At 49.4% G+C, this 19,400-nt stretch carries 13 protein-coding genes; 5 read left to right on the forward strand and 8 right to left on the reverse strand.

The features are described from left to right. Positions 1-3 precede the first annotated feature (3 nt). The 6 genes from LOZ80_RS28330 to LOZ80_RS28355 all read right to left on the reverse strand — a co-directional run bounded on the left by LOZ80_RS28330 (position 4) and on the right by LOZ80_RS28355 (position 4,935). Positions 4-996: an ROK family protein gene (locus LOZ80_RS28330; protein ID WP_238167799.1), complete on the reverse strand. Its 993-nt coding sequence runs from the start codon at positions 994-996 to the stop codon at positions 4-6. Then, positions 993-1,859, reverse strand: coding sequence for an MBL fold metallo-hydrolase (locus tag LOZ80_RS28335; protein ID WP_238167800.1), 867 nt, complete (start codon positions 1,857-1,859; stop codon positions 993-995). The genes LOZ80_RS28330 and LOZ80_RS28335 overlap by 4 nt, the downstream gene beginning before the upstream one ends. Positions 1,860-2,052: 193 nt before the next feature. Continuing rightward, positions 2,053-2,619, reverse strand: a complete 567-nt coding sequence (locus LOZ80_RS28340) for an NAD(P)H-dependent oxidoreductase (RefSeq protein WP_238167802.1) — start codon at positions 2,617-2,619, stop codon at positions 2,053-2,055. Between the two features lie 75 nt (positions 2,620-2,694). Beyond that, positions 2,695-3,213, reverse strand: coding sequence for a TetR/AcrR family transcriptional regulator (locus LOZ80_RS28345; RefSeq protein WP_238167804.1), 519 nt, complete (start codon positions 3,211-3,213; stop codon positions 2,695-2,697). Between the two features lie 345 nt (positions 3,214-3,558). Continuing rightward, entirely contained in the window at positions 3,559-4,302 is a 744-nt protein-coding gene (locus tag LOZ80_RS28350) for an SDR family oxidoreductase (RefSeq protein WP_238173146.1), read from the reverse strand. 3 nt (positions 4,303-4,305) lie between these two features. Then, positions 4,306-4,935: a TetR/AcrR family transcriptional regulator gene (locus LOZ80_RS28355; RefSeq protein WP_238167805.1), complete on the reverse strand. Its 630-nt coding sequence runs from the start codon at positions 4,933-4,935 to the stop codon at positions 4,306-4,308. A 191-nt stretch (positions 4,936-5,126) separates the two neighbouring features. Between LOZ80_RS28355 and LOZ80_RS28360 the strand changes: the two genes are divergently transcribed. Both LOZ80_RS28360 and LOZ80_RS28365 read left to right on the forward strand, forming a co-directional pair. Further along, complete coding sequence (locus LOZ80_RS28360; protein ID WP_238167806.1) at positions 5,127-5,615, forward strand: SRPBCC family protein; 489 nt, start codon at positions 5,127-5,129, stop codon at positions 5,613-5,615. 41 nt (positions 5,616-5,656) lie between these two features. Beyond that, a complete protein-coding gene (locus tag LOZ80_RS28365) occupies positions 5,657-6,073 on the forward strand; it encodes a VOC family protein (protein ID WP_238167807.1) in 417 nt (138 codons plus the stop codon). Between the two features lie 100 nt (positions 6,074-6,173). Here the strand turns inward: LOZ80_RS28365 and LOZ80_RS28370 are convergent, their stop codons facing one another. After that, complete coding sequence (locus LOZ80_RS28370) at positions 6,174-7,388, reverse strand: MFS transporter (RefSeq protein WP_238167808.1); 1,215 nt, start codon at positions 7,386-7,388, stop codon at positions 6,174-6,176. A 137-nt stretch (positions 7,389-7,525) separates the two neighbouring features. Here LOZ80_RS28370 and LOZ80_RS28375 point away from each other — a divergent pair, with 137 nt between their 5' ends. Further along, positions 7,526-8,710, forward strand: coding sequence for an oxalate decarboxylase family bicupin (locus LOZ80_RS28375; RefSeq protein ID WP_238167809.1), 1,185 nt, complete (start codon positions 7,526-7,528; stop codon positions 8,708-8,710). 71 nt (positions 8,711-8,781) lie between these two features. Then, on the forward strand, positions 8,782-9,786 hold the full coding sequence (locus LOZ80_RS28380) for a DUF3231 family protein (RefSeq protein WP_238167810.1): 1,005 nt from the start codon (positions 8,782-8,784) through the stop codon (positions 9,784-9,786). Between the two features lie 79 nt (positions 9,787-9,865). Here LOZ80_RS28380 and LOZ80_RS28385 read toward each other — a convergent pair whose 3' ends face one another. Next, positions 9,866-14,368 (reverse strand): invasin domain 3-containing protein, encoded by a 4,503-nt coding sequence (locus LOZ80_RS28385; protein WP_238167811.1) that lies wholly within the window; start codon positions 14,366-14,368, stop codon positions 9,866-9,868. A gap of 443 nt (positions 14,369-14,811) precedes the next feature. Between LOZ80_RS28385 and LOZ80_RS28390 the strand changes: the two genes are divergently transcribed. After that, positions 14,812-19,242: a helix-turn-helix transcriptional regulator gene (locus LOZ80_RS28390; protein ID WP_283214711.1), complete on the forward strand. Its 4,431-nt coding sequence runs from the start codon at positions 14,812-14,814 to the stop codon at positions 19,240-19,242. Positions 19,243-19,400 lie beyond the last annotated feature (158 nt).

Genomic DNA, 19,400 nt, shown 5'->3' on the forward strand with positions numbered 1-19,400 from the left:
GTATTATTCCCTATCGTTTAGCCCTTGACTTCTTAGCTTGGCATACGCCGCGGCTCCCAACATGCCGGCTCTTACGCCTAATTCAGCTTGCAGGATCTGACAAGATGACGATGATAACTTCAAAGCATGGCTGTCTACCGTTTTCCTCACCGTATCCAACAATCGATCACCTGCCGCCGACATCCCGCCTCCCACAATAATCATCTGTGGATTCAGCAGATTAACGACATTTGCTAAGCCATATCCGAGGATTTCGCCAGTTTCATGCATCACTTTGATTGCAAGAGCATCCCCCTGATCGTAAGCCTGTGAAATCATTTCGGCCGTAATCTGCGTCTGATCTGCGCCCGTCCAATCCTGAATCATGCTCCTATTCCCTTCGTTCAACTGTTCCGTGAAAGTACGCACCATCCCAACTGCGGAGGCATACCTCCCCAAACACCCGGAGCTGCCGCAGCGGCACGGACGACCTTCTCTATACATGTTCATGTGTCCGATTTCGCCTGCACTGGCCGTTGTACCATAGACCATTCTGCCATCTTGTATGATGCCTGAACCCAAGCCCGTGCCTAGCGTGATCAACATGACGTTAGTGCAGCCTCTGCCCGCTCCAAACAGCCACTCGCCATACAAATTCACGCGCACATCATTGTCGATATAGACTGGAAAACGAAACTCCGCCTTCAGCAGCTCCACCACAGGAATCTGTTCCCACCCCGGAAAGTTAGGCGAAAAGATCGAAATTCCCGTCTTCGGATCCAGCAGTCCAGGAATGCCAACCCCCATGCAGAGAATTTCTTGTTGCTCGATTCCGTTTTGAAGCAGCATCTCATGGACGATGTTCTTGATTTTGCGGATGACTTCGCCAGGTCCCCGTGCGGCCTCTGTTGGATCACTTCTTTCCACAATCACTCCGAAATGAGCATCGAAAACAGCCGCCTTAATACGAGTCCCACCCAAATCCACACCGATGCGGTAGCCATCCGCCAGGCTCATGACAAGCCATTCCCTGCTTTAAAAGCATTCGGCGACACGTACACATACCTTTTTCCCCGCGCTAAAATCTGGCATTTCAGTTCTGGATATTTCTCATTCAGCTCATCCACAAAATGTCCGGGACGTTCTGCATTTCCTGCGAAGGTTTCATAATGAAGTGGAATCACCGTATCCACCTGCAGCTCCGCAGCCAGTTCCGCTGCCTCGCGATAATTCATATTGCCGACGATCCCCTGCTTCGTCCGAAAGTAATCCCGACCGTTGATCGGCAGCATCGCCAGATCAATAGAGTGGCCGCGCAGCAGTTCCAGCAGCCCCGGATATACCAAGGTATCTCCAGCGTGATACAGCGTGACGCCATTCAGCTCGATAATGTAGCCTACATAGCGATGCTGCCCTTGCGCATTCGTTTCCAATTCTTCGTGAGCGGCTGGAATCGCGTGAATCCTCAACTCGGAGTCAAATAAGGATAGCGGCTTATCTGTATCCGCATCTACAATGTTGCAGGCCTCACCCCCGAGACTCAAAAGACGTTCACGACATGCTGCCGGGGCTATCATTAGCGCTTTCTCATTCTGTTTTACGACTACGCGCAGTGTACCGGGATCTAGATGATCTTCATGTTCATGCGTAATGAGGCATAGATCCGCATTCGTAATCGCTTCGGGTGTAATCGGAGGTTGATACATCCTCTTAACTCCTTGATTCTCCAGATCATCCGAGACGAACGGATCGATATAAATCGTGATGCCTGCCCCTTTGATAATGACGCTCTCCTGCCCCAGGAACCAAATGCCAAGCGTCCCATAAGGAACGCGGGTATTGTTTATTTCCTGAATGATCAAATGATCGTGCTGTTCCACCCAATTCCCTCCTGAGCATGATAAATTTACTGCTTTCATTAGCATTGTATCAAATATAACGGCTGGGTATTTGCCCAAAGTAGAAAACATGTTGGACTTTTCCGATAGGCGGTTACTCGCTCGCCCTCCCCTAGATACTCTACAGCGTTCTCCCAGCCATCTATCTAACTCCACCACCAGCAGCACCTCAAACCTACGCCTTGCTAGCCATCTCGGCAATCTGCTGCAACCATGCTGTCCGCGTAGCTTCTTTCGAGCCTGGCACGGATTCGAAGAAGATATGATACAGGATTTCGAAACCGCAGTATTCGAAGATGCCTTTGTCCGAGGTCAGACGCAGCGCTTGGTCCATCCCGCTTGCGGCATATTCGGCATGTGATTTCCCTTGGGTATTGAGTATGACCACTTTCTTCCCTTTGAGGAGTCCCATCTGCACGCCATTCACATATTTATAGGCAAAGCCATAGGAAAATACTCGATCGATGTAGCCTTTCATGATAGCTGGCATCCCCGTCCACCAGATCGGGTAAATGAAGGTGATCACATCTGCCCATTTCAGGTGCTCCTGCTCTTGAAGAATATCTTCTCCCAGACCTCCGATAATCTCACTGCTGCTGACCGCTGGCTGAAATCCGATGGCATATAAATCTCGTACGACGACATTGTGACCTTTCTTCTGAAGCCCCTCTACTGCTGTTTCCAAAATGGCATGATTAAAACTTCCCTCGGATGGATGTGCGTATACGATTAAATGATTCATGATTTGTTGCTCCTCTCCATTTAGCATATTTTATTTATTGATTGACCAATTACTTTTGGTTAAAAAAAATGATGATTATCTCTTTAACATCAAATCCGGCATATTCAGTGCCATGGACACATTACACAGCATGCCTCTTGCCAAAAATATCGACGTCCGCTCTTCCGGATCTTCGATTCCTGCTTGCTGAAAAGCTTCCAATACCAGCTGTTTCACATCGCTCATTCCCTGGGTCATTGCTGCACGGATCGGTGTTTCCATAATCGTCTGAGCTTGCATCTGAAGCAAGATCTCATTCCGGTGCGACTCCATGATTTGTTCATAGGCACGAATGAAGCCCTTTTCCAGAAGCGCTGGCTCAACCGTATTCCTTACAGTCTGAAAAGCGTGCAGAATTCGCTGCCAAGACAGTTCTAACGCCGCGACCAGCAAAGATTCTTTCGTAAAAAAGCGGTACACATACGGTTGGGAAATTGCTGCACGTTCAGCAACTTGCGCAGTTGTCGCCCGATAGTAACCTAGCTCTGCGAAAACCTCAATAGCGGCAGAAATGATATCATTGCGTCGATCCGTCGATGTTGTACCTTTGACCATGACCTTCCTACCCTCCCTTCAATATTATTGATTGACCAATCACTAACTGAATTCAGTATAGAATACATTTAAACATATTGCAAGTATCAACTTCCTTATTATCGAAACTTGCAATTGCCAAGTCCTCCGAAGCGGAACTCCAGTACCCTATTTAGGCAAAAAGCAGGGGTGCGAGGGTCATAGCGGAACTACAGGGTCTTATTTCGACGAAAAGCGCTGAATTTCCCTTCAAACAGCAAAATAGCGCACTGTAGTTCCCTCAGCCTCGCGATAATGTTACTTTTTGCTAGAATAGCGCACTGTAGTTCCCTCCGCGCGAGGCAGTTGGAGTAAGGGCGGCATGTCTTAGACAAAGCCGCCGTTAATACGGATCGTTTGGCCAGTTATCCACTGTGATTCCTGACCAGCCAGGAACATAACTACGCTTGCGATATCCTCCGGCTCGCCCAAGCGACCGAAAGCGTTCATGCTTTTAATACCATTGATCTGCTCCTCCGTTTTCCCGACGGTGAACAGTTCCGTGTTAACGGGACCGGGCGCAACCGCGTTGATGGTTATGCCGGAAGGACCGAACTCTTTGGCCAATTGACGGGTAAATTGTTCAACGGCTCCCTTCGTGCCTGCATAGACGCTATAAGTCGGGAACATCGCTCCAGCAACAGAAGTTGAGAAATTAATGATGCGACCATTTCTATTCATATGCTTGAAAGCCTGCTGGCAAGCGAAGTAGGTGCCTTTGACATTGATGGCGAACTGCTTATCGAAATCTGCTTCCGTCATGGCCGCGATGGGTTTGGTGATCATAATGCCGGCATTATTCACAAGAATATCGATCTGTCCATAAGCCTGCAGTGTTTCTTGGAACAGACGCTCAATCTCTGCGATTTGACTGATATCGGCTTGAACGGCTAAAGCTTCCCCACCGTTTCTCTTGATGCCTGCAACCACTTCTTCGGCAATAGCGGCATTGCTGGCATAATTGATAATAACTTTGGCTCCTTGCCCCGCCAACTTCTCCGCAATTTCGCGGCCGATTCCTCGGGATGCTCCAGTTACTAAGGCAACTTTTCCGGTTAACATATTGTTCATCATTCAGTTCCTCCCACTTGTACTAAGGCCAGTAAGGATTAATTGCCAAACATTTTCAAAATCATGTTCACTCGTTGCTGATGACCATTCTCTAGCATGTGCTGGATGGTGGAATCGAGAAGTTGCAAGGAATACAGCCTTCGCTGTCACGTCAGTAGCCTCAGTATGAAATTCAGCAGCTTTGACTCCCGCTTCGATAATTTGGGCAAGCTGACTAATCAGATGATTCACATGGTGTTGAATAATCTCAACGGATTCTAAGGTTACATTGGCATACATGCTGAACATTTCTGGGTCTTCTTTTCGAAATGTCCGTTTGATGCTTATCAGGGTAACGAACCACAAGTGCAAACGCTCTTGGGCACTACCTTGTGTCTGATCCGCAATCAACTGCAAATCATCTGAAATATGAAGCAACCATCTCTCGGTAACTGCCTCTCGCAAGGCTGCTTTGCTTGGGAAGTGCCTGTACAGGGTACCGTGACTGACTTGAAGGACTTTGGCAACATCAACAACAGACGTCTTCTCTGGGCCATAGCGTCTTAACACTTGTGCTGCGGCGTCTAAAATCGCTTCTTTCGTTAAGGGTTGATCATTAGCCATGGTGGTTGAGGAACATGGACTGCTCCTCATCTTTCCCCCTCTCTATTGGTTTTATTACATCATACCACTCTTCATGACAATAAACAAAAAATATTTTTTGTCATTCGCATAACCAGTAAAATCCCTTATAGAGCACAATAATATTCCTTGACAGGAATATTCCCTATGAGGTATATTCAAAACAAGAAGAATAGCTGCACCCCCATTGGAGGAATAATGCAATGACTGAAAACCGATCAACCAACCATACATTCACTGCAATCGAAGGTCGAGAGCTCACTGTCAAACGTGTGTTATCCGCGCCGCGCGAACTGGTTTTTCAAACTTGGATCGATCCGCAGCATTTGTCGAATTGGTGGGGGCCGCAAGGCTTTACCATCACGATACAAGCCATTGATGTGAAGCCAGGCGGGGTGTGGCGCTATATCATGCATGGACCTGATGGAATCGACTACGACAACAAGATAACTTACATCGAAGTGATCCGCCCGGAGCGCCTCGTTTATTCGCATGGCGACTTTGAGGAAGACGAACAATTCCGAGTGACGGTTACCTTTGCGGAGCAAGGAAATACAACGGAGCTGACTATGAGTTCGCTCTTCAAATCCGCTGAGGAACTGGAAATGGTTGTGAAGCAATACGGCGCAGTTGAAGGCGCTAAACAAACGCTTGATCGTCTGGAAGAAGAATTGGCCAAACTGTCGCATTAAACGAAGTTAAACCAACCAAACTAATTGAAGAGGTGCTTATTATGGGATTCCAAGCTAAACAAATGTTCGTTAATTTACCGGTCAAAGATTTGAAGCAAACCATCGCTTTTTTCACCAAAATCGGATTCGAATTCAATCAGCAATTCACGGACGATAACGCAACCTGCATGATTATTGGCGAAAATATTTATGCCATGCTGCTTGTCGAGCCCTACTTCCAAACATTCATCACCAAAGAAATCGTCGATACGAGCAAGCAAACTGAAGCTATCATAGCCCTTTCCGTAGCTAGCAAAGCTGAAGTTGATGAGGTCGTGAATACCGCCCTCGCAGCTGGCGGATCCCCTTCCAAGGAACCGCAAGACCACGGCTTCATGTACTCCAGGAGTTTCCAGGACATTGATGGACATCTATGGGAAGTTTTCTATATGGACGAAAGTGCCCTTCAGCAGGGCTAATCAGCTCAAATCTAACCATTTTGATCAATAATGGGGTTATGAAAATTCATAAGGGCTTCCCTCAAGGTCTCTTGACCTTGGGGGAAGCCCTTATGAATTTTCATCCAAGCTCCAAGCTGTCATCCGGATCCGTGCCTTTGGTCTCTTTGCCGAATACCAGCAGCACAACGGCTCCAACAACAATAGCCACAAAAAACACCATGAATATGGAGGTAATGGCCTGTCCTCCTGCCACTAGCAAACCGACGAGATAGGGACCGATAATCCCGCCGACGCGTCCGAAGGAAGCAGCAAAGCCTACTCCCGTTGAGCGCACCTCCGTCGGATACAACTCAGGTGTATAGGCGTACATGGCGCCCCATGCACCCAGGTTAAAGAAGGACAAGCTGATACCCGCGGCTATAAGCATCCCTTCAGTTTCCGCATGACTAAACCATAAAGCACTTCCGGCCGTCAACAGCAGGTAGGTGACGAGCACAAATTTGCGGCCAAATTTCTCTATGAAGTAAGCCGCTGTAAAGTATCCCGGAATTTGTGCAAGTGTCATAATCAGCACATATTCGAAGCTTTTTACAAGACTGAAGCCCTTCAACACCATAACCGTAGGCAGCCATAGGAACATGCCATAATAGGAAAACACGACCGTAAACCACAATACCCAGAGGGTGACCGTCGCTCTGCGATGTTTCATGGACCACAGGGAAGCAGTGCGTTCTCGAAAGGATAGCTTCGGACTTTTAGATTCTGTAAAGCGCGGCGAATCCTGAATGGCCCGCCTTAGATACAACGCGTACAAAGCCGGCAAAGCGCCTATTAGAAAGGCCGCTCGCCACCCGTATACCGGAATGACGAAGTACGCTATCAGCGCAGCTATAATCCACCCGCACGCCCAGAAACTCTCTAGCAGCACAACCGCACGCCCGCGTTCATGAGCCGAGAAGGACTCCGAAACGAGCGTAGAAGCTACGGGAAGCTCTCCCCCCAGCCCGAATCCGGTAACAAAACGCAGCACACACAGTATGACGAAGCTTGTCGCTAGTGCCGATAGTCCGCTCGCAGCGGAGAAAATCAGCAGTGTCGCTAACAATATGGTCCGTCGCCCATATCGATCAGCAAGCGAGCCTGCTACTACCGCTCCGAACGCCATTCCAATGGAATTAATCGCAACTAACAATCCGACTTGCTGCGAACCCAGGTTCCATTCTACGGCTAGCGCAGCAACGATAAAGGAGATGATTCCAACATCCATAGCGTCGAACAGCCAGCTGATGCCTGCGCTTAGCAGCAATTTGCGTTTATAAGGTTTTTGCATCATGGTGGAGGAATATGCCTCTCTTTCCCTCGATAATCTCCATATTATTAACTACTATCCCCTGAATGTGCATATCTATAGCTTACTATCATATTTTGTAAAGTACTACCTACATCTTATATGCTGAAAAGGGTGATGGCATGGAACGTATTCCACAACCGATTAGAAGCGATGGTGCTGGTTGGGTCGACAAAGGCCCCCGCGATGTTCTGAGAGACCTTGAGAATCCCAATATGTTTGTTCCTCCGGCTACAGATGCAGGATTAATTCCCAACCTTAAATTCTCTTTCTCAGACTCGCATATGCAATTGAACCTGGGCGGATGGTCGCGCGAGATCACCGTTCGCGAACTGCCTATCGCCACCACACTTGCCGGTGTGAATATGAGCTTAACCCCTGGCGGTGTGCGTGAATTGCATTGGCATCAGCAAGCAGAATGGGCCTATATGATACTGGGCAGCGCAAGAATTACCTCCGTTGATCAACACGGCCGTAATTTCATTGCAGACGTAGGCCCTGGCGATCTATGGTATTTCCCTCCAGGACTGCCCCATTCCATCCAAGGACTTGAAGACGGCTGTGAATTCCTGCTCGTCTTTGATGATGGCCACTTCTCAGACCTCAATACACTCTCGATTTCGGATTGGTTTGCCCATACGCCTCCAGATGTCCTATCTGCTAATTTTGGCGCGCCGATCAACGCCTTTAACCATATTCCTTCGGAACAGGTTTATATTTATCAAGATGTCGTCCCGGGTCCCATAGAAAGTCAACAAGTTTCTTCTCCTTATGGTACCATCCCGCAGAGTTTCTCTCATAAACTGCTGGCGCAGCCGCCTCTCAAAACACCAGGCGGAAGTGTGCGTATTGTGGACTCCACCAACTTCCCTATTTCCCAAACCGTCGCAGCCGCTCTCGTCGAAATTGAACCTGGCGCTATGCGTGAGCTGCACTGGCATCCCAACCAAGATGAATGGCAATATTATCTTACCGGGCAAGGGCGCATGACCGTTTTTGCCGGTAACGGGGCAGCCCGAACATTCGACTACAGAGCCGGAGATGTCGGTTATGTGCCTTTTGCCTTCGGTCATTACATTCAAAATACCGGGACGGAGTCCCTATGGTTTTTGGAGATGTTCAAAAGCAATCGTTTTGAAGATGTCTCGCTGAATCAATGGATGGCCCTCACACCCGCCAGCTTGGTAAAAAGCAACTTGCATGTCGGCCCTGAACTGCTCGATACGCTGCGCAAGACAGAATGGCCTGTTGTGAAATACCCCGGATTTTCTTATTATCCCAGCCCTATTCCCCCTTCCAAATATTGATACATCTAGGCCGTCCCCACTTGGTCATACTAAAAGCAAAGGTGACTTAAACGAAGTGGAGGGCATCAATTTTGGACGTTAAAAACCCTATAAGCTCAGCAGAGCTAGGAACGCTGTGGCTTACCTATCAGCAAAAAACACTCATATTAAGAGTTCTGGAATATTTTATCGAAAAAACAGAGGATTCAGAAGCAAGAAATATAATGGGTGGGTTATGGCAAGATCTGAGTTATTATGTTAACAAAATAAAAGATCTGTTCGAGCTTCAAGGCATTGTCATTCCTGTTGGGTTTGGGAAAGAAGATGTCCATTTAGACGCTCCTAAACTGTACGACAACGGTTTTGATATCATGTTCCTTCGCGTTTTAAAAGAAATTAGCATGGGGTTGTACACCGTTAATATGAATATGTCCTATCGCTCGGAAGTGATGGATATCTACGAGGGACTGACCGTGGTTACGCAAAAAACGTACCGAAGATCGACGGAGTACCTGCTAAAGAAAGGGATTCTCACGATCCCTCCGAAAGTGACCATGCCACAATCAACCGAATTTATTGAAAGTAAAAGTTATTTAAAGGGATTTAATCTCTGGGGAGATAAAAGAGCTTTGAATACCATTGAGTTAGGCGTTCTTCATCATGGGATTGAAACCAATAATGTCGGCATGCAAGTAATTACCGGCTTTGCTCAATGTGCGAGCAATCCGGAGGTGAAGGACTATTTCGTCAAAGGAAAAGAACTTGCCAAGAAACAAATCCAAACCTTTGAAGGAATTCTTCTGGAGAATGATATTCAGTTCTCCGCCACTTCGGGATGCACGGTAACCACGTCTACCCTGCCCCCCTTTTCCGATAAGCTGATGATGTTCTGCGTTTATCTTCTTAATGGATTCGGTCTGGTCAGCAGCAGCTTCGGGACTGTTTTTACTTTGAGAAATGATGTAACGCTGAAAACAGCTTGGATTGCGAAGGATATTTATTTTTACACGCATGATGGCATTAAAATCATGATTAAAAATGGTTGGCTGGAAGAACCTCCGCAAATGGAAGATAGGCATCAACTTATTCATCACTAGTTGAGGGGAACAGGGTAAGGACAAAAAAGAGGCTGTTCGTAAGGTTTTCAACCCTGCGAGACAGCCTCTTGGCATTTATTCACTCATTGATAAACCCTGCTTGGAGCAGCATCCGATACAGAAGCACTGTCGTTTCCGCACGAGTTAATGACTTCTGTGGACGTAATTCATTGCCATAGCCATTCATTATTCCAGCAGCTAATGCTGTCTTGATAGCATCGCTTGCCCAATTACTAATCTGACTGCGATCCGCATAGACCGCTAAATCCACCTGCTCGCTTGCATGACCGGTAAGTGAAGGGGCATCGGCTAACTTCAGGGCACGTACGAACGTTACGATCGCTTCTTGTCGCGATACCTCTTGATTAGGGCCAAATGTTCCTTCCGAGAAGCCGTCCATCATACCGTATGCTTTCGCTGCTGCTACAGCTCCGCTATACCAACTCGCCTCGGCTACGTCGCGAAAATCCGTATGATTCCCGCCTATCGGCAGACCCAGCGCTCTGACAAGCAGCGCCGCGAGTTCAGCCCGAGTAATCGCGACGTCAGGAGCGAAGCGACTTTCATCTATGCCCTGCACGATCATTCTCCCCGAAATTTTGGCGATTTCTGATGCCGCCCAGTGTCCTTGCGTGTCTGATAATTGAAGCTTTTTGGAAACTACTACATATGCGCTATTTGTAAGACTGTGGATAAGGGCAACGGAATGTCCATCGACCTGAATGAATTCCGTGGGAACCGGACGCACACCGGACTGCTGATCCCACACGACAACTGTTGAAGCCGTTCCAGCCATACTGCTTGGCAAGTAAATGGCTCTTTCGACGAAACGGGTGAAGCTGGCAAGCTCTCTTCTCTTCCCTTCCTGCAGGACATGCACATCAAAATAAATCGGATCGGCCATTAGTTGGAATCCGCCTTTATTCGCGGCATCCTGCAGTTCACGCATCTTTTCGCCTTTGCCATGCTCGATTGTTATCTGAGCTTCCCCACCATCGGTCCAGATCGTTGTCTGGTTCACGACTTCGGCTAGCGGCAAGCGGTATTGACCCAACTGAGTTTGCAAAGTAAGTATCGCCGATTTCTTAGCAAGAAGATCAAGTGCATCCCCGGGGATTCGCAGAGCTACTTTGCCCGCCTCGTCATCTATTGAAATGGTGAGATTTGCATCGGCCGCGCGGTTCAGCGGGTCGAGTACTTTCTTCAGCGTGCCCAAATCCAAGAGAACATCGATGGATTTCACACCATTCGCATCGATTTGGAAAGTGGCGATTCCGGAAACACCTTGGTCGTTTATCCGAACTTTGAGGGAACGATTGGCGGCTGTCGGATTCGTCTCACTGGAACTAGAAGAATCGGGTTCGGGGCTTGGCAGTGCCCGGACTACGCTCAGCGAATACGTTTTAATCGAACCATCTTGTGCTTTGACCGTAATCTCGAACAGGTTTTCACCCGTTATTAAGGCATATTCATCGGTCATTGAGCTGCCGGCGACCTGTATTCCATTCACATAAACGGATGAATAAACATCCGTGGTTGTCAGGATCATTTTCAACCCATAGACCGAATGACTGACATCCACACGATTGCTTATTTTCCCCGCATCAAAATCAAACTTTACCACCCCGCCTAAGCCTGTAAGCTGCCAACCAGTCAAATTCGCATTGCTGCTCAAAGGAACAATGTTCTGCACTTCAAGCAAACTAACGTTGGCGTTGCCCGCTGTATCTAAGACATAAACAGAATATATCCCGTTCTCTTGTACGGTAAAATGGTCATTGATCTGCACGCCCTGTGTATCAAAATAGGAGAGGGCCCTGCTTCCCGCTGCCCACTTGATCGCTGCTACTCGATTGAATTCACCATATACAGTCGCCGTTACTGTAACGGTCACATTCCCGAAGGTAGGGATAACAGGATCTGTCCGCAGTTCGATATTCGGCGGCTGGTCATATGTAAACGCAATATTCACGGTTTGGAGCAACGATAGATTGCTCGTTCCATCCTTGGCCGAATAAGTGACATTCTCTGCAGTGGTATTGCTCACCAAATAGTTGGCAAGGCCATCTTCATTGGTTACTTCGTAGACGGCGTCGATGACCGACTGACCGCCGTTCGCTTGAAGCAGCACGCGTTTTCCAACGATCGGGTGATCATACTCATCCTTGAGTTTGATAAGAATGGAGGCTTTGCTGTGACCGTCTGCTCGTACGACTAGATCGCTGGTCGTAACTGTAGAGCGAGACGAACTCACCGGCCCAGTCACGAACTGCACGCTGGCCGTCGCTGCCAACGCGCTGCCGCCAAGGCTTGCTCGTACAGTTGCGGTGCCCAGCGTCACAGGAGCTGTCAGCAACGCCGTGTAGCTGCCGTTCTGATTGTCCGTCACCGGGCCAACCGTCCCTAAGGTCGACGTGATCGCTACCGTCGCGCCGCCGCTCGTCAAAGCATGGCCCTGCGCGTCTTTCAGCTTCACGCTGAGCGTCGTCTGACTTGTCCCGTCAGCCGTCAAGGAAGCGTCGCCCGCCGCCAGCGTGCTGTGCGCCGGGGACGGCGCGCCAGTCACGAACTGCACGCTGGCCGTCGCTGCCAACGCGCTGCCGCCTACGCTGGCTTGCACAGTCGCGGTGCCCAGTGTCACCGGAGCTGTCAGCAACGCCGTGTAAGTACCGTTCTGGTTGTCCGTCACCGGGCCAACCGTCCCTAAGGTCGACGTGATCGCTACCGCGGCGCCGCCACTCGTCAAAGCATGGCCCTGCGCGTCTTTCAGCTTCACGCTGAGCGTCGTCTGACTTGTCCCGTCAGCCGTCAAGGAAGCGTCGCCGGCCGCTAGCGTGCTGTGCGCCGGGGACGGCGCGCCAGTCACGAACTGTACGCTGGCCGTCGCTGCCAACGCGCTGCCGCCTACGCTGGCTTGAACAGTCGCGGTGCCCAGCGCCACCGGAGCTTTCAGCAACGCCGTGTAGGTGCCGTTCTGATTGTCCGTCACCGGGCCAACCGTCCCTAAGGTCGACGTGATCGCTACCGCGGCGCCGCCACTCGTCAAAGCATGGCCTTGCGCGTCTTTCAGCTTCACGCTGAGCGTCGTCTCACTTGTCCCGTCAGCCGTCAAGGAAGCGTCGCCGGCTGCTAGCGTGCTGCGCGCCGGGGACGGTGCGCCAGTCACGAACTGCACGCTGGCCGTCGCTGCCAACGCGCTGCCGCCTACGCTGGCTTGCACAGTCGCGGTGCCCAGCGCCGTTGGAGCTGTCAGCACCGCCGTGTAAGTGCCGTTCTGGTTGTCCGTCACCGGGCCAACCGTCCCTAAGGTCGACGTGATCGCTACCGCCGCGCCGCCACTCGTCAAAGCATGGCCCTGCGCGTCTTTCAGCTTCACGCTGAGCGTCGTCTGACTTGTCCCGTCAGCCGTCAAGGAAGCGTCGCCGGCTGCCAGCGTGCTGTGCGCCGGGGACGGCGCGCCAGTCACGAACTGCACGCTGGCCGTCGCTGCCAACGCGCTGCCGCCTACGCTGGCTTGCACAGTCGCGGTGCCCAGCGCCGTTGGAGCTGTCAGCACCGCCGTGTAAGTGCCGTTCTGGTTGTCCGTCACCGGGCCAACCGTCCCTAAGGTCGACGTGATCGCTACCGCCGCGCCGCCACTCGTCAAAGCATGGCCCTGCGCGTCTTTCAGCTTCACGCTAAGCGTCGTCTGACTTGTCCCGTCAGCCGTCAAGGAAGCGTCGCCGGCTGCCAGCGTGCTGTGCGCCGGGGACGGCGCGCCAGTCACGAACTGCACGCTGGCCGTCGCTGCCAACGCGCTGCCGCCGACGTTGGCTTGAACAGTCGCGGTGCCCAGCACCGTTGGAGCTGTCAGCAACGCCGTGTAGGTGCCGTTCTGGTTGTCCGTCACCGGGCCAACCGTCCCTAAGGTCGACGTGATCGCTACCGTCGCGCCGCCGCTCGTCAAATCACTACCCTGCGCGTCTTTCAGCTTCACGCTGAGCGTCGTCTGACTTGTTCCATCTGCTACAAGGCTGGCATTAGCACTTGAAATCCCACTCTCAGTCGGGGATATCGAATAATCCGCGACCATATAGGTTCTGAAAGAGAAGTCAAGATTAGCGACCATACCCATACCGCCTGGATACGGATTGTTATTACTGCTATACCATCCAAAACCAGAAGAAGCTCCTCCGAACTCCGTGGAGGCAACCATTCTATACATTGTATTCTTCTTCAAATACGGCGATGCACCAGAGAAATCCAGCGCTACCCAGCCTACTCCGAACGACGCCAACTGAGCAGTAGCAAGCGGCGTCGAAAGATCGCCTTCCTTATAGATGCTTAAACTAATGGCTCCGGGTGTACCGTATGAATCGAATATGTTGAGATCAATCTTACTAAGATAACCAGTAATTGCCGGGGTAAATGTCTGATAACGAGGATAATCATGATTAACCCAAACATTCCCAGTTACGTTTACCTGCGCTTGATCCAAAACACCGGAAGCTGCTGTTGCTTGTCCACCAGTTACTCCGGAGATAGCAACCATCACTATAAGCAGGATGGCAATCCATCTATTGCCTTGCTTCATACCCTTCATCCCTATCCTCCTCTCGATGCTCGTCGTCCTAAAATTGAATAAATCCAACATATGTACACCCCCCAACAATCAATGCCGCAATGAAAAAAATACCTAAGTACCATTTCACGAATCTAAAGCTTGTACCTGCACCATCCCACCAGATCTTTACTAAGATCACAGCTCCAAGAATAAGAATGCAAATAAAAGCAATGAAAGCATTATACATTTTTAATCCACCTTGACCTCTCTGATTCTTAATGTAGTTAATAAGATAGCGGAAATCTCTGCTATTCTCTATACCTATAAAGGGGTATCTTCGGTCTACCTCTTAATAGGTATAGCTTTTTCAGGTATGCGGCTTTATGATATCGATAGATTTTTCTGCTAATTGTATGCAACAAGGACCGCTCTTCCCTTACAATAGAACAGTAGCTAGAAAGTGACCTTAGAGGTGTCCGACCATGAATGTGAACCATCCTATTGAACAATCTGCCTCTGATTTAACACTCAGGGCATTCATGAATGAGCAAACAGGGATGAACCCTGCTGATTTCCTCGTATATGCCAGGGCAGCTGCAGCCTGTGTCTGGAAACTGCATCTTCAGCAGTCCATTCATCTCGATTTACGGCCAGAGCAAATTGGTGTTATTGCGAACGGGAAAGAGATTTATCTGCACGATTCCGTCTATGCGATACATCGCTCTGATGAGGGCTATGTCCGTCCTGCTCGCTACGGCAATCTAGAAAACGGCCTGCCCTATTGCTCACCAGAACAAACAGGCAGAATGCTGCGTACAGTAGATGAGCGAAGCGACTTATATTCTTTGGGTATTGTTTTCTATGAAATGCTGGCAGGTCGTCTGCCTTTCCAAGCCGACAATCCGCTGGAATTGATCTATATGCACCTGGCACAGAGCCCTCCGCCACTTCTGAATCTAACAACCCATTTGCCTGATGGACTTGTCTCGATTGTGATGAAGCTTTTGGAGAAAAATCCAGATAACCGTTACCAACATGCAGGTTTTCTGCTGGCTGATTTAGATAAAATTGAACGTGCTCACGATACCATTTTCATGGAACCGGGATTTCACGGGAGAGAACTGGAAATCGCTACGCTGAAGCAAGCCTTCTATTCCGCTTGCTTGGGGTCAACAGAGATGGTATATGTCTCGGGTGAAGCCGGCATCGGTAAAACTAGTTTGCTGGAAGAGATGTTTCGCAAACAACCGCATACGCGTAACTATTTCTATATCACCGGGAAGTTCGAACAACTCTCGAATGAGAGTCCCTACCATCCCATCATTCAAGCCTTTCGTGGATTAATGCGCCATTTGCTTGGGGAACGAAGGGAAGTATCTGAGCTGTGGCGGCTTAAACTGCAAGAAGCTTTGGGCTCCAATGCGAATGTCATTACGGCGATGATCCCTGAAGCTGAGCTGATTCTGGGTACCGTGCCAACTGCGGAAGAACTCCCGGCCCATGAATCAAAAAAACGCTTCATCTATGTTTTCCGCAAATTTGTCCAAGCACTGGCCTCCAAAGAGCATCCTCTCGTCCTCTTTATTGATGATTTGCAATGGGCGACTTCATCCTCTCTTCAGTTGATTCACGCACTGCTGAGCGATCCGGAATGCCAATATATGATGTTTGTCTGTGCTTATCGCCATACAGAAATAGACCCAGGCAAGCTGCCCGGATATGAAGCTGACGGGCATGTCACGGATCAAGCGGTTATTCGTCATATTCAGTTGTCTCCCTTGAGCCTTGCGCAAATGAACCGAATCGTTATGGAGGCGTTGAATAGCACTGCCAATACGACCCTGTCTTTGACCGAGCTGCTGTATCATCGGTCTGGCGGCAATCCGTTTCATTTCAAACAAATCCTGCTCCGCTTACAGGACGATAGCATTCTGGCATATAACCACGATAAACGATGCTGGCAATGGGATTTGGGCCGAATCATCGAGCAGGAACCCAGCTATGCCATCGATGACTTGATCGAGCACAGGCTGAATCGTCTTTCCAGTGATGCACGGGAGCTTCTCACCGTTGCTGCCTGTGTAGGAAGTACCTTTCATCCACATCTTATAGTTCGCATTGCGAACTGCCATATCGATGATAGCTTTGCTGTTTGGTCCGCGATTGAAGCGGAAGGACTGATTTTGCCGATTGAAAGCGATAAATTTCGTTTTGCTCACGATAACATCCAACAATTAATCTACAATCAGATGGATCTTAACACCAAACAGGACACCCATATCCAAATAGGCCGCTGCATGAATGAGCAGAATGCCGAATATGGCGAGAATGCCTTCGATGTTGTCAACCACCTGAACAGAGGCTCGAAGCGAATATCAGACGGGCAGCAGCGGGTTCAACTCATCAGGTTAAATCTCGATGCCGGCAATCGTGCCAAGGCATCCTCCGCTTACGATAATGCTTTAGGGTATTTCGGCAAGGGGGTGGAACTGCTGTCATCGGAAGATTGGAACCATGAATTCGAGCTGATCTTCGAACTGCATGCCCACAAGGCAGAGTGTGAATATCTGTGCGGCAATCATCAGAAATCGGACGAGGAGATTAGCTTCTTGCTCAGTCACGCACGCAATCCGATTGAACGCAGCAGGGTGCAAATGATCCGCATTATGCAGTACATTAACCAAGGCAAATATTTGGAAGGCACAGCTCTAGGTCTAGAAAGCCTACGGGAGCACCAGATTATCATTTCGCCCAATCCCGGCAAGTTTATGCTCCAGATGGAAGGGATGCGCATTGAGATATTGCTGCGTAATCGGTATGCCAGACTCGCTCAATTGGAGGAAATGTCGGATGCGGAGCGAATTGCCGCAATGAATCTAATTTTTGCGATTGTTCCTTCCACCTTCTTCACTAACAAAAAAGTATATTTTCTGCTGATGTGCAGGGCCATTCAACTATCGTTGAAACATGGGAACACACCTGTTTCAGCAGCTGTGTATTCCGCCTACGGCATGATCTTGGGGAATACCCTGGGTAAATTCGATAAGGGCTATGCCATTTGCAAGGTCGGCGTGGAGCTTTCCGAACGTTACAATATCAATTCCATCAAAAGTAAAACCTATACCATGTTCGGTGGTGTACTCTGTCAATTTGCCGGAAACGCCCGTGAAGGAGACGTTTATTTAGCTAAAGCGCTGCGCTTTGGCATGGATTCCGGCGACTATGTCTTTGCCAGCTACGCAATTGGCGCTCATATCAACTCGCTGTACACGAGAGCTCCATTAAGCGAATTAGCAAGAACGATTGCTGACTACATGACGGTGCTGGATACAACAAATGATGAATTTGTGAGGATGAACTTCTACCTGTACCAACAATTTATTCTTGCCCTTCAGGGAGGGACGAGCGCGCCGGGCTCATTCAACAGCGTTGGCTTTGAAGAAAAAGAGTTTTTAAACCGCACTCATCAGGAAGAGACTTCGGCTACTACCCTGTTTCAATATAGTGCATATAAGACGCAGCTTTATTATTTATTGGGCCAATATGAAGAAGCCATCCAATGGGCTCAGCAAGCAGAGCCCTACGAGGTTTATGCCACTCATTTGCCTCATTTGCCAATGTGCTTGTTTTATGGATTGCTCGCAGCAATGGCCCACTATTCACAGACCCGGATATGGTCTTATACGGAAAAAATCCTGCTGCGCCAGCTTCGACGTTTCAGCAATTGGGCAAAGGGAAGCCCAGCTAATTATCTGTCCAGGCACTATCTCCTCCAGGCCGAATTTGCACGGGTCTCTGGCGATTCGACACTTGCTGAGGACCTGTATGACAAAGCCATCCGCGAGGCAAGAGAGCAAGGCGATCTGCAAGTGACCAGCCTTGCAGGCGAGCTTGCGGCCACCTTCTACTGGGACCGCAACAAGAGAACGACGGCTTTCTTTTATTTGGAAACAGCGTCCCGGGGGTACAAGCAATGGGAAGTGCACATAAAGGCAGCTCAATTAGATGCGCTCTTGCTGCATTGGCAGCAGCAAGAGGCAGCAGAACAAAGGTCTGAATATTTCCAACTGCCGACGGACCCGAGCGATGCTAAGCTGCATACAGGCGCAGCGAACTTCAAGAATGAGCCCCCTTCCGTTGACAGCTTCGATCTGGCAGCGCTTCTTCAAACAACGCAAGCCATTAAGAATCAGATGGATATAGATACTGTTCTTATGCAAATCATGCATACCATTATGCAATATGCCGGCGCAAGCAAGGGAGCCTTGCTGACAGGCAGCAAGGATGTTCTGTATATTCAAGCCTTTGCAGATTCGGACGGGCAAGCTGTTCCATCCCCTACGGAAATGACGGATAGTTCCCTCTTGCCGGAAGGAATTGTCCGCTATGTCTTTCGCACTCAGGAAGATGTCCACTATTCTGAAGGAGAGGAAAGTTGGCTGATTCATAACCCTTATATGGCGAAACATCGGCCTCAATCCGCTTTGTGCATCCCCTTAACCGTGCATGGCAATATGCTTGGTATTCTGTACCTGGAAAACAAGCTGGCGAGCGGTGTATTCGCTTATGATCGCATGGAGGTGTTGGTGGCCATGGCATCTCATGGCATATTGATGTGTGTGCTGCAAAGCTCGAATGAGCCTACTGATACCGAATTAGATATGGAGGAAGAAGCGCAGTTAATGCCCCATAGGGTAGAGGAACCTCTCACGGATCGTGAGCTTGAGGTCCTCGCCTTAGTAGCGGCTGGTTTGTCCAATAAGGAAATTGCCGATCATCTGATTATTGCCATAGGGACTGTGAAGGTTCATGTTAAAAATATTTTCGCCAAATTAAAGGTCAATCGGCGCACCAAAGCAATCGCTCAGGCCAAAGAGCTTAAACTTCTCGAAAAGAGCACGGGGCAGCTGTAACTAACGGTTGCGCGGTTGCCCCGGATAGAAAAAAGGGGCTTTCCCACAAGGCCAACAGACCTTGAGGAAGCCCCCAAACCAATTCAATAACCCTTATTTGATCCCGGTATGCATCCTATATTTCGTTATCTACAGAACTCTAGCCTTCAATCAAGCGA

This window comes from Paenibacillus sp. HWE-109 (assembly GCF_022163125.1).
GTDB lineage: Bacteria > Bacillota > Bacilli > Paenibacillales > NBRC-103111 > Paenibacillus_E.

Coding starts and splice junctions, on each gene's coding strand:
- LOZ80_RS28330 (WP_238167799.1), bottom strand. CDS start 996: ATGAGCCTGGCGGATGGCTACCGCATCGGTGTGGATTTGGGTGGGACT.
- LOZ80_RS28365 (WP_238167807.1), top strand. CDS start 5,657: ATGGGATTCCAAGCTAAACAAATGTTCGTTAATTTACCGGTCAAAGAT.
- LOZ80_RS28385 (WP_238167811.1), bottom strand. CDS start 14,368: ATGAAGGGTATGAAGCAAGGCAATAGATGGATTGCCATCCTGCTTATA.
- LOZ80_RS28360 (WP_238167806.1), top strand. CDS start 5,127: ATGACTGAAAACCGATCAACCAACCATACATTCACTGCAATCGAAGGT.
- LOZ80_RS28390 (WP_283214711.1), top strand. CDS start 14,812: ATGAATGTGAACCATCCTATTGAACAATCTGCCTCTGATTTAACACTC.
- LOZ80_RS28355 (WP_238167805.1), bottom strand. CDS start 4,935: ATGAGGAGCAGTCCATGTTCCTCAACCACCATGGCTAATGATCAACCC.
- LOZ80_RS28350 (WP_238173146.1), bottom strand. CDS start 4,302: ATGAACAATATGTTAACCGGAAAAGTTGCCTTAGTAACTGGAGCATCC.
- LOZ80_RS28340 (WP_238167802.1), bottom strand. CDS start 2,619: ATGAATCATTTAATCGTATACGCACATCCATCCGAGGGAAGTTTTAAT.
- LOZ80_RS28370 (WP_238167808.1), bottom strand. CDS start 7,388: ATGATGCAAAAACCTTATAAACGCAAATTGCTGCTAAGCGCAGGCATC.
- LOZ80_RS28375 (WP_238167809.1), top strand. CDS start 7,526: ATGGAACGTATTCCACAACCGATTAGAAGCGATGGTGCTGGTTGGGTC.
- LOZ80_RS28345 (WP_238167804.1), bottom strand. CDS start 3,213: ATGGTCAAAGGTACAACATCGACGGATCGACGCAATGATATCATTTCT.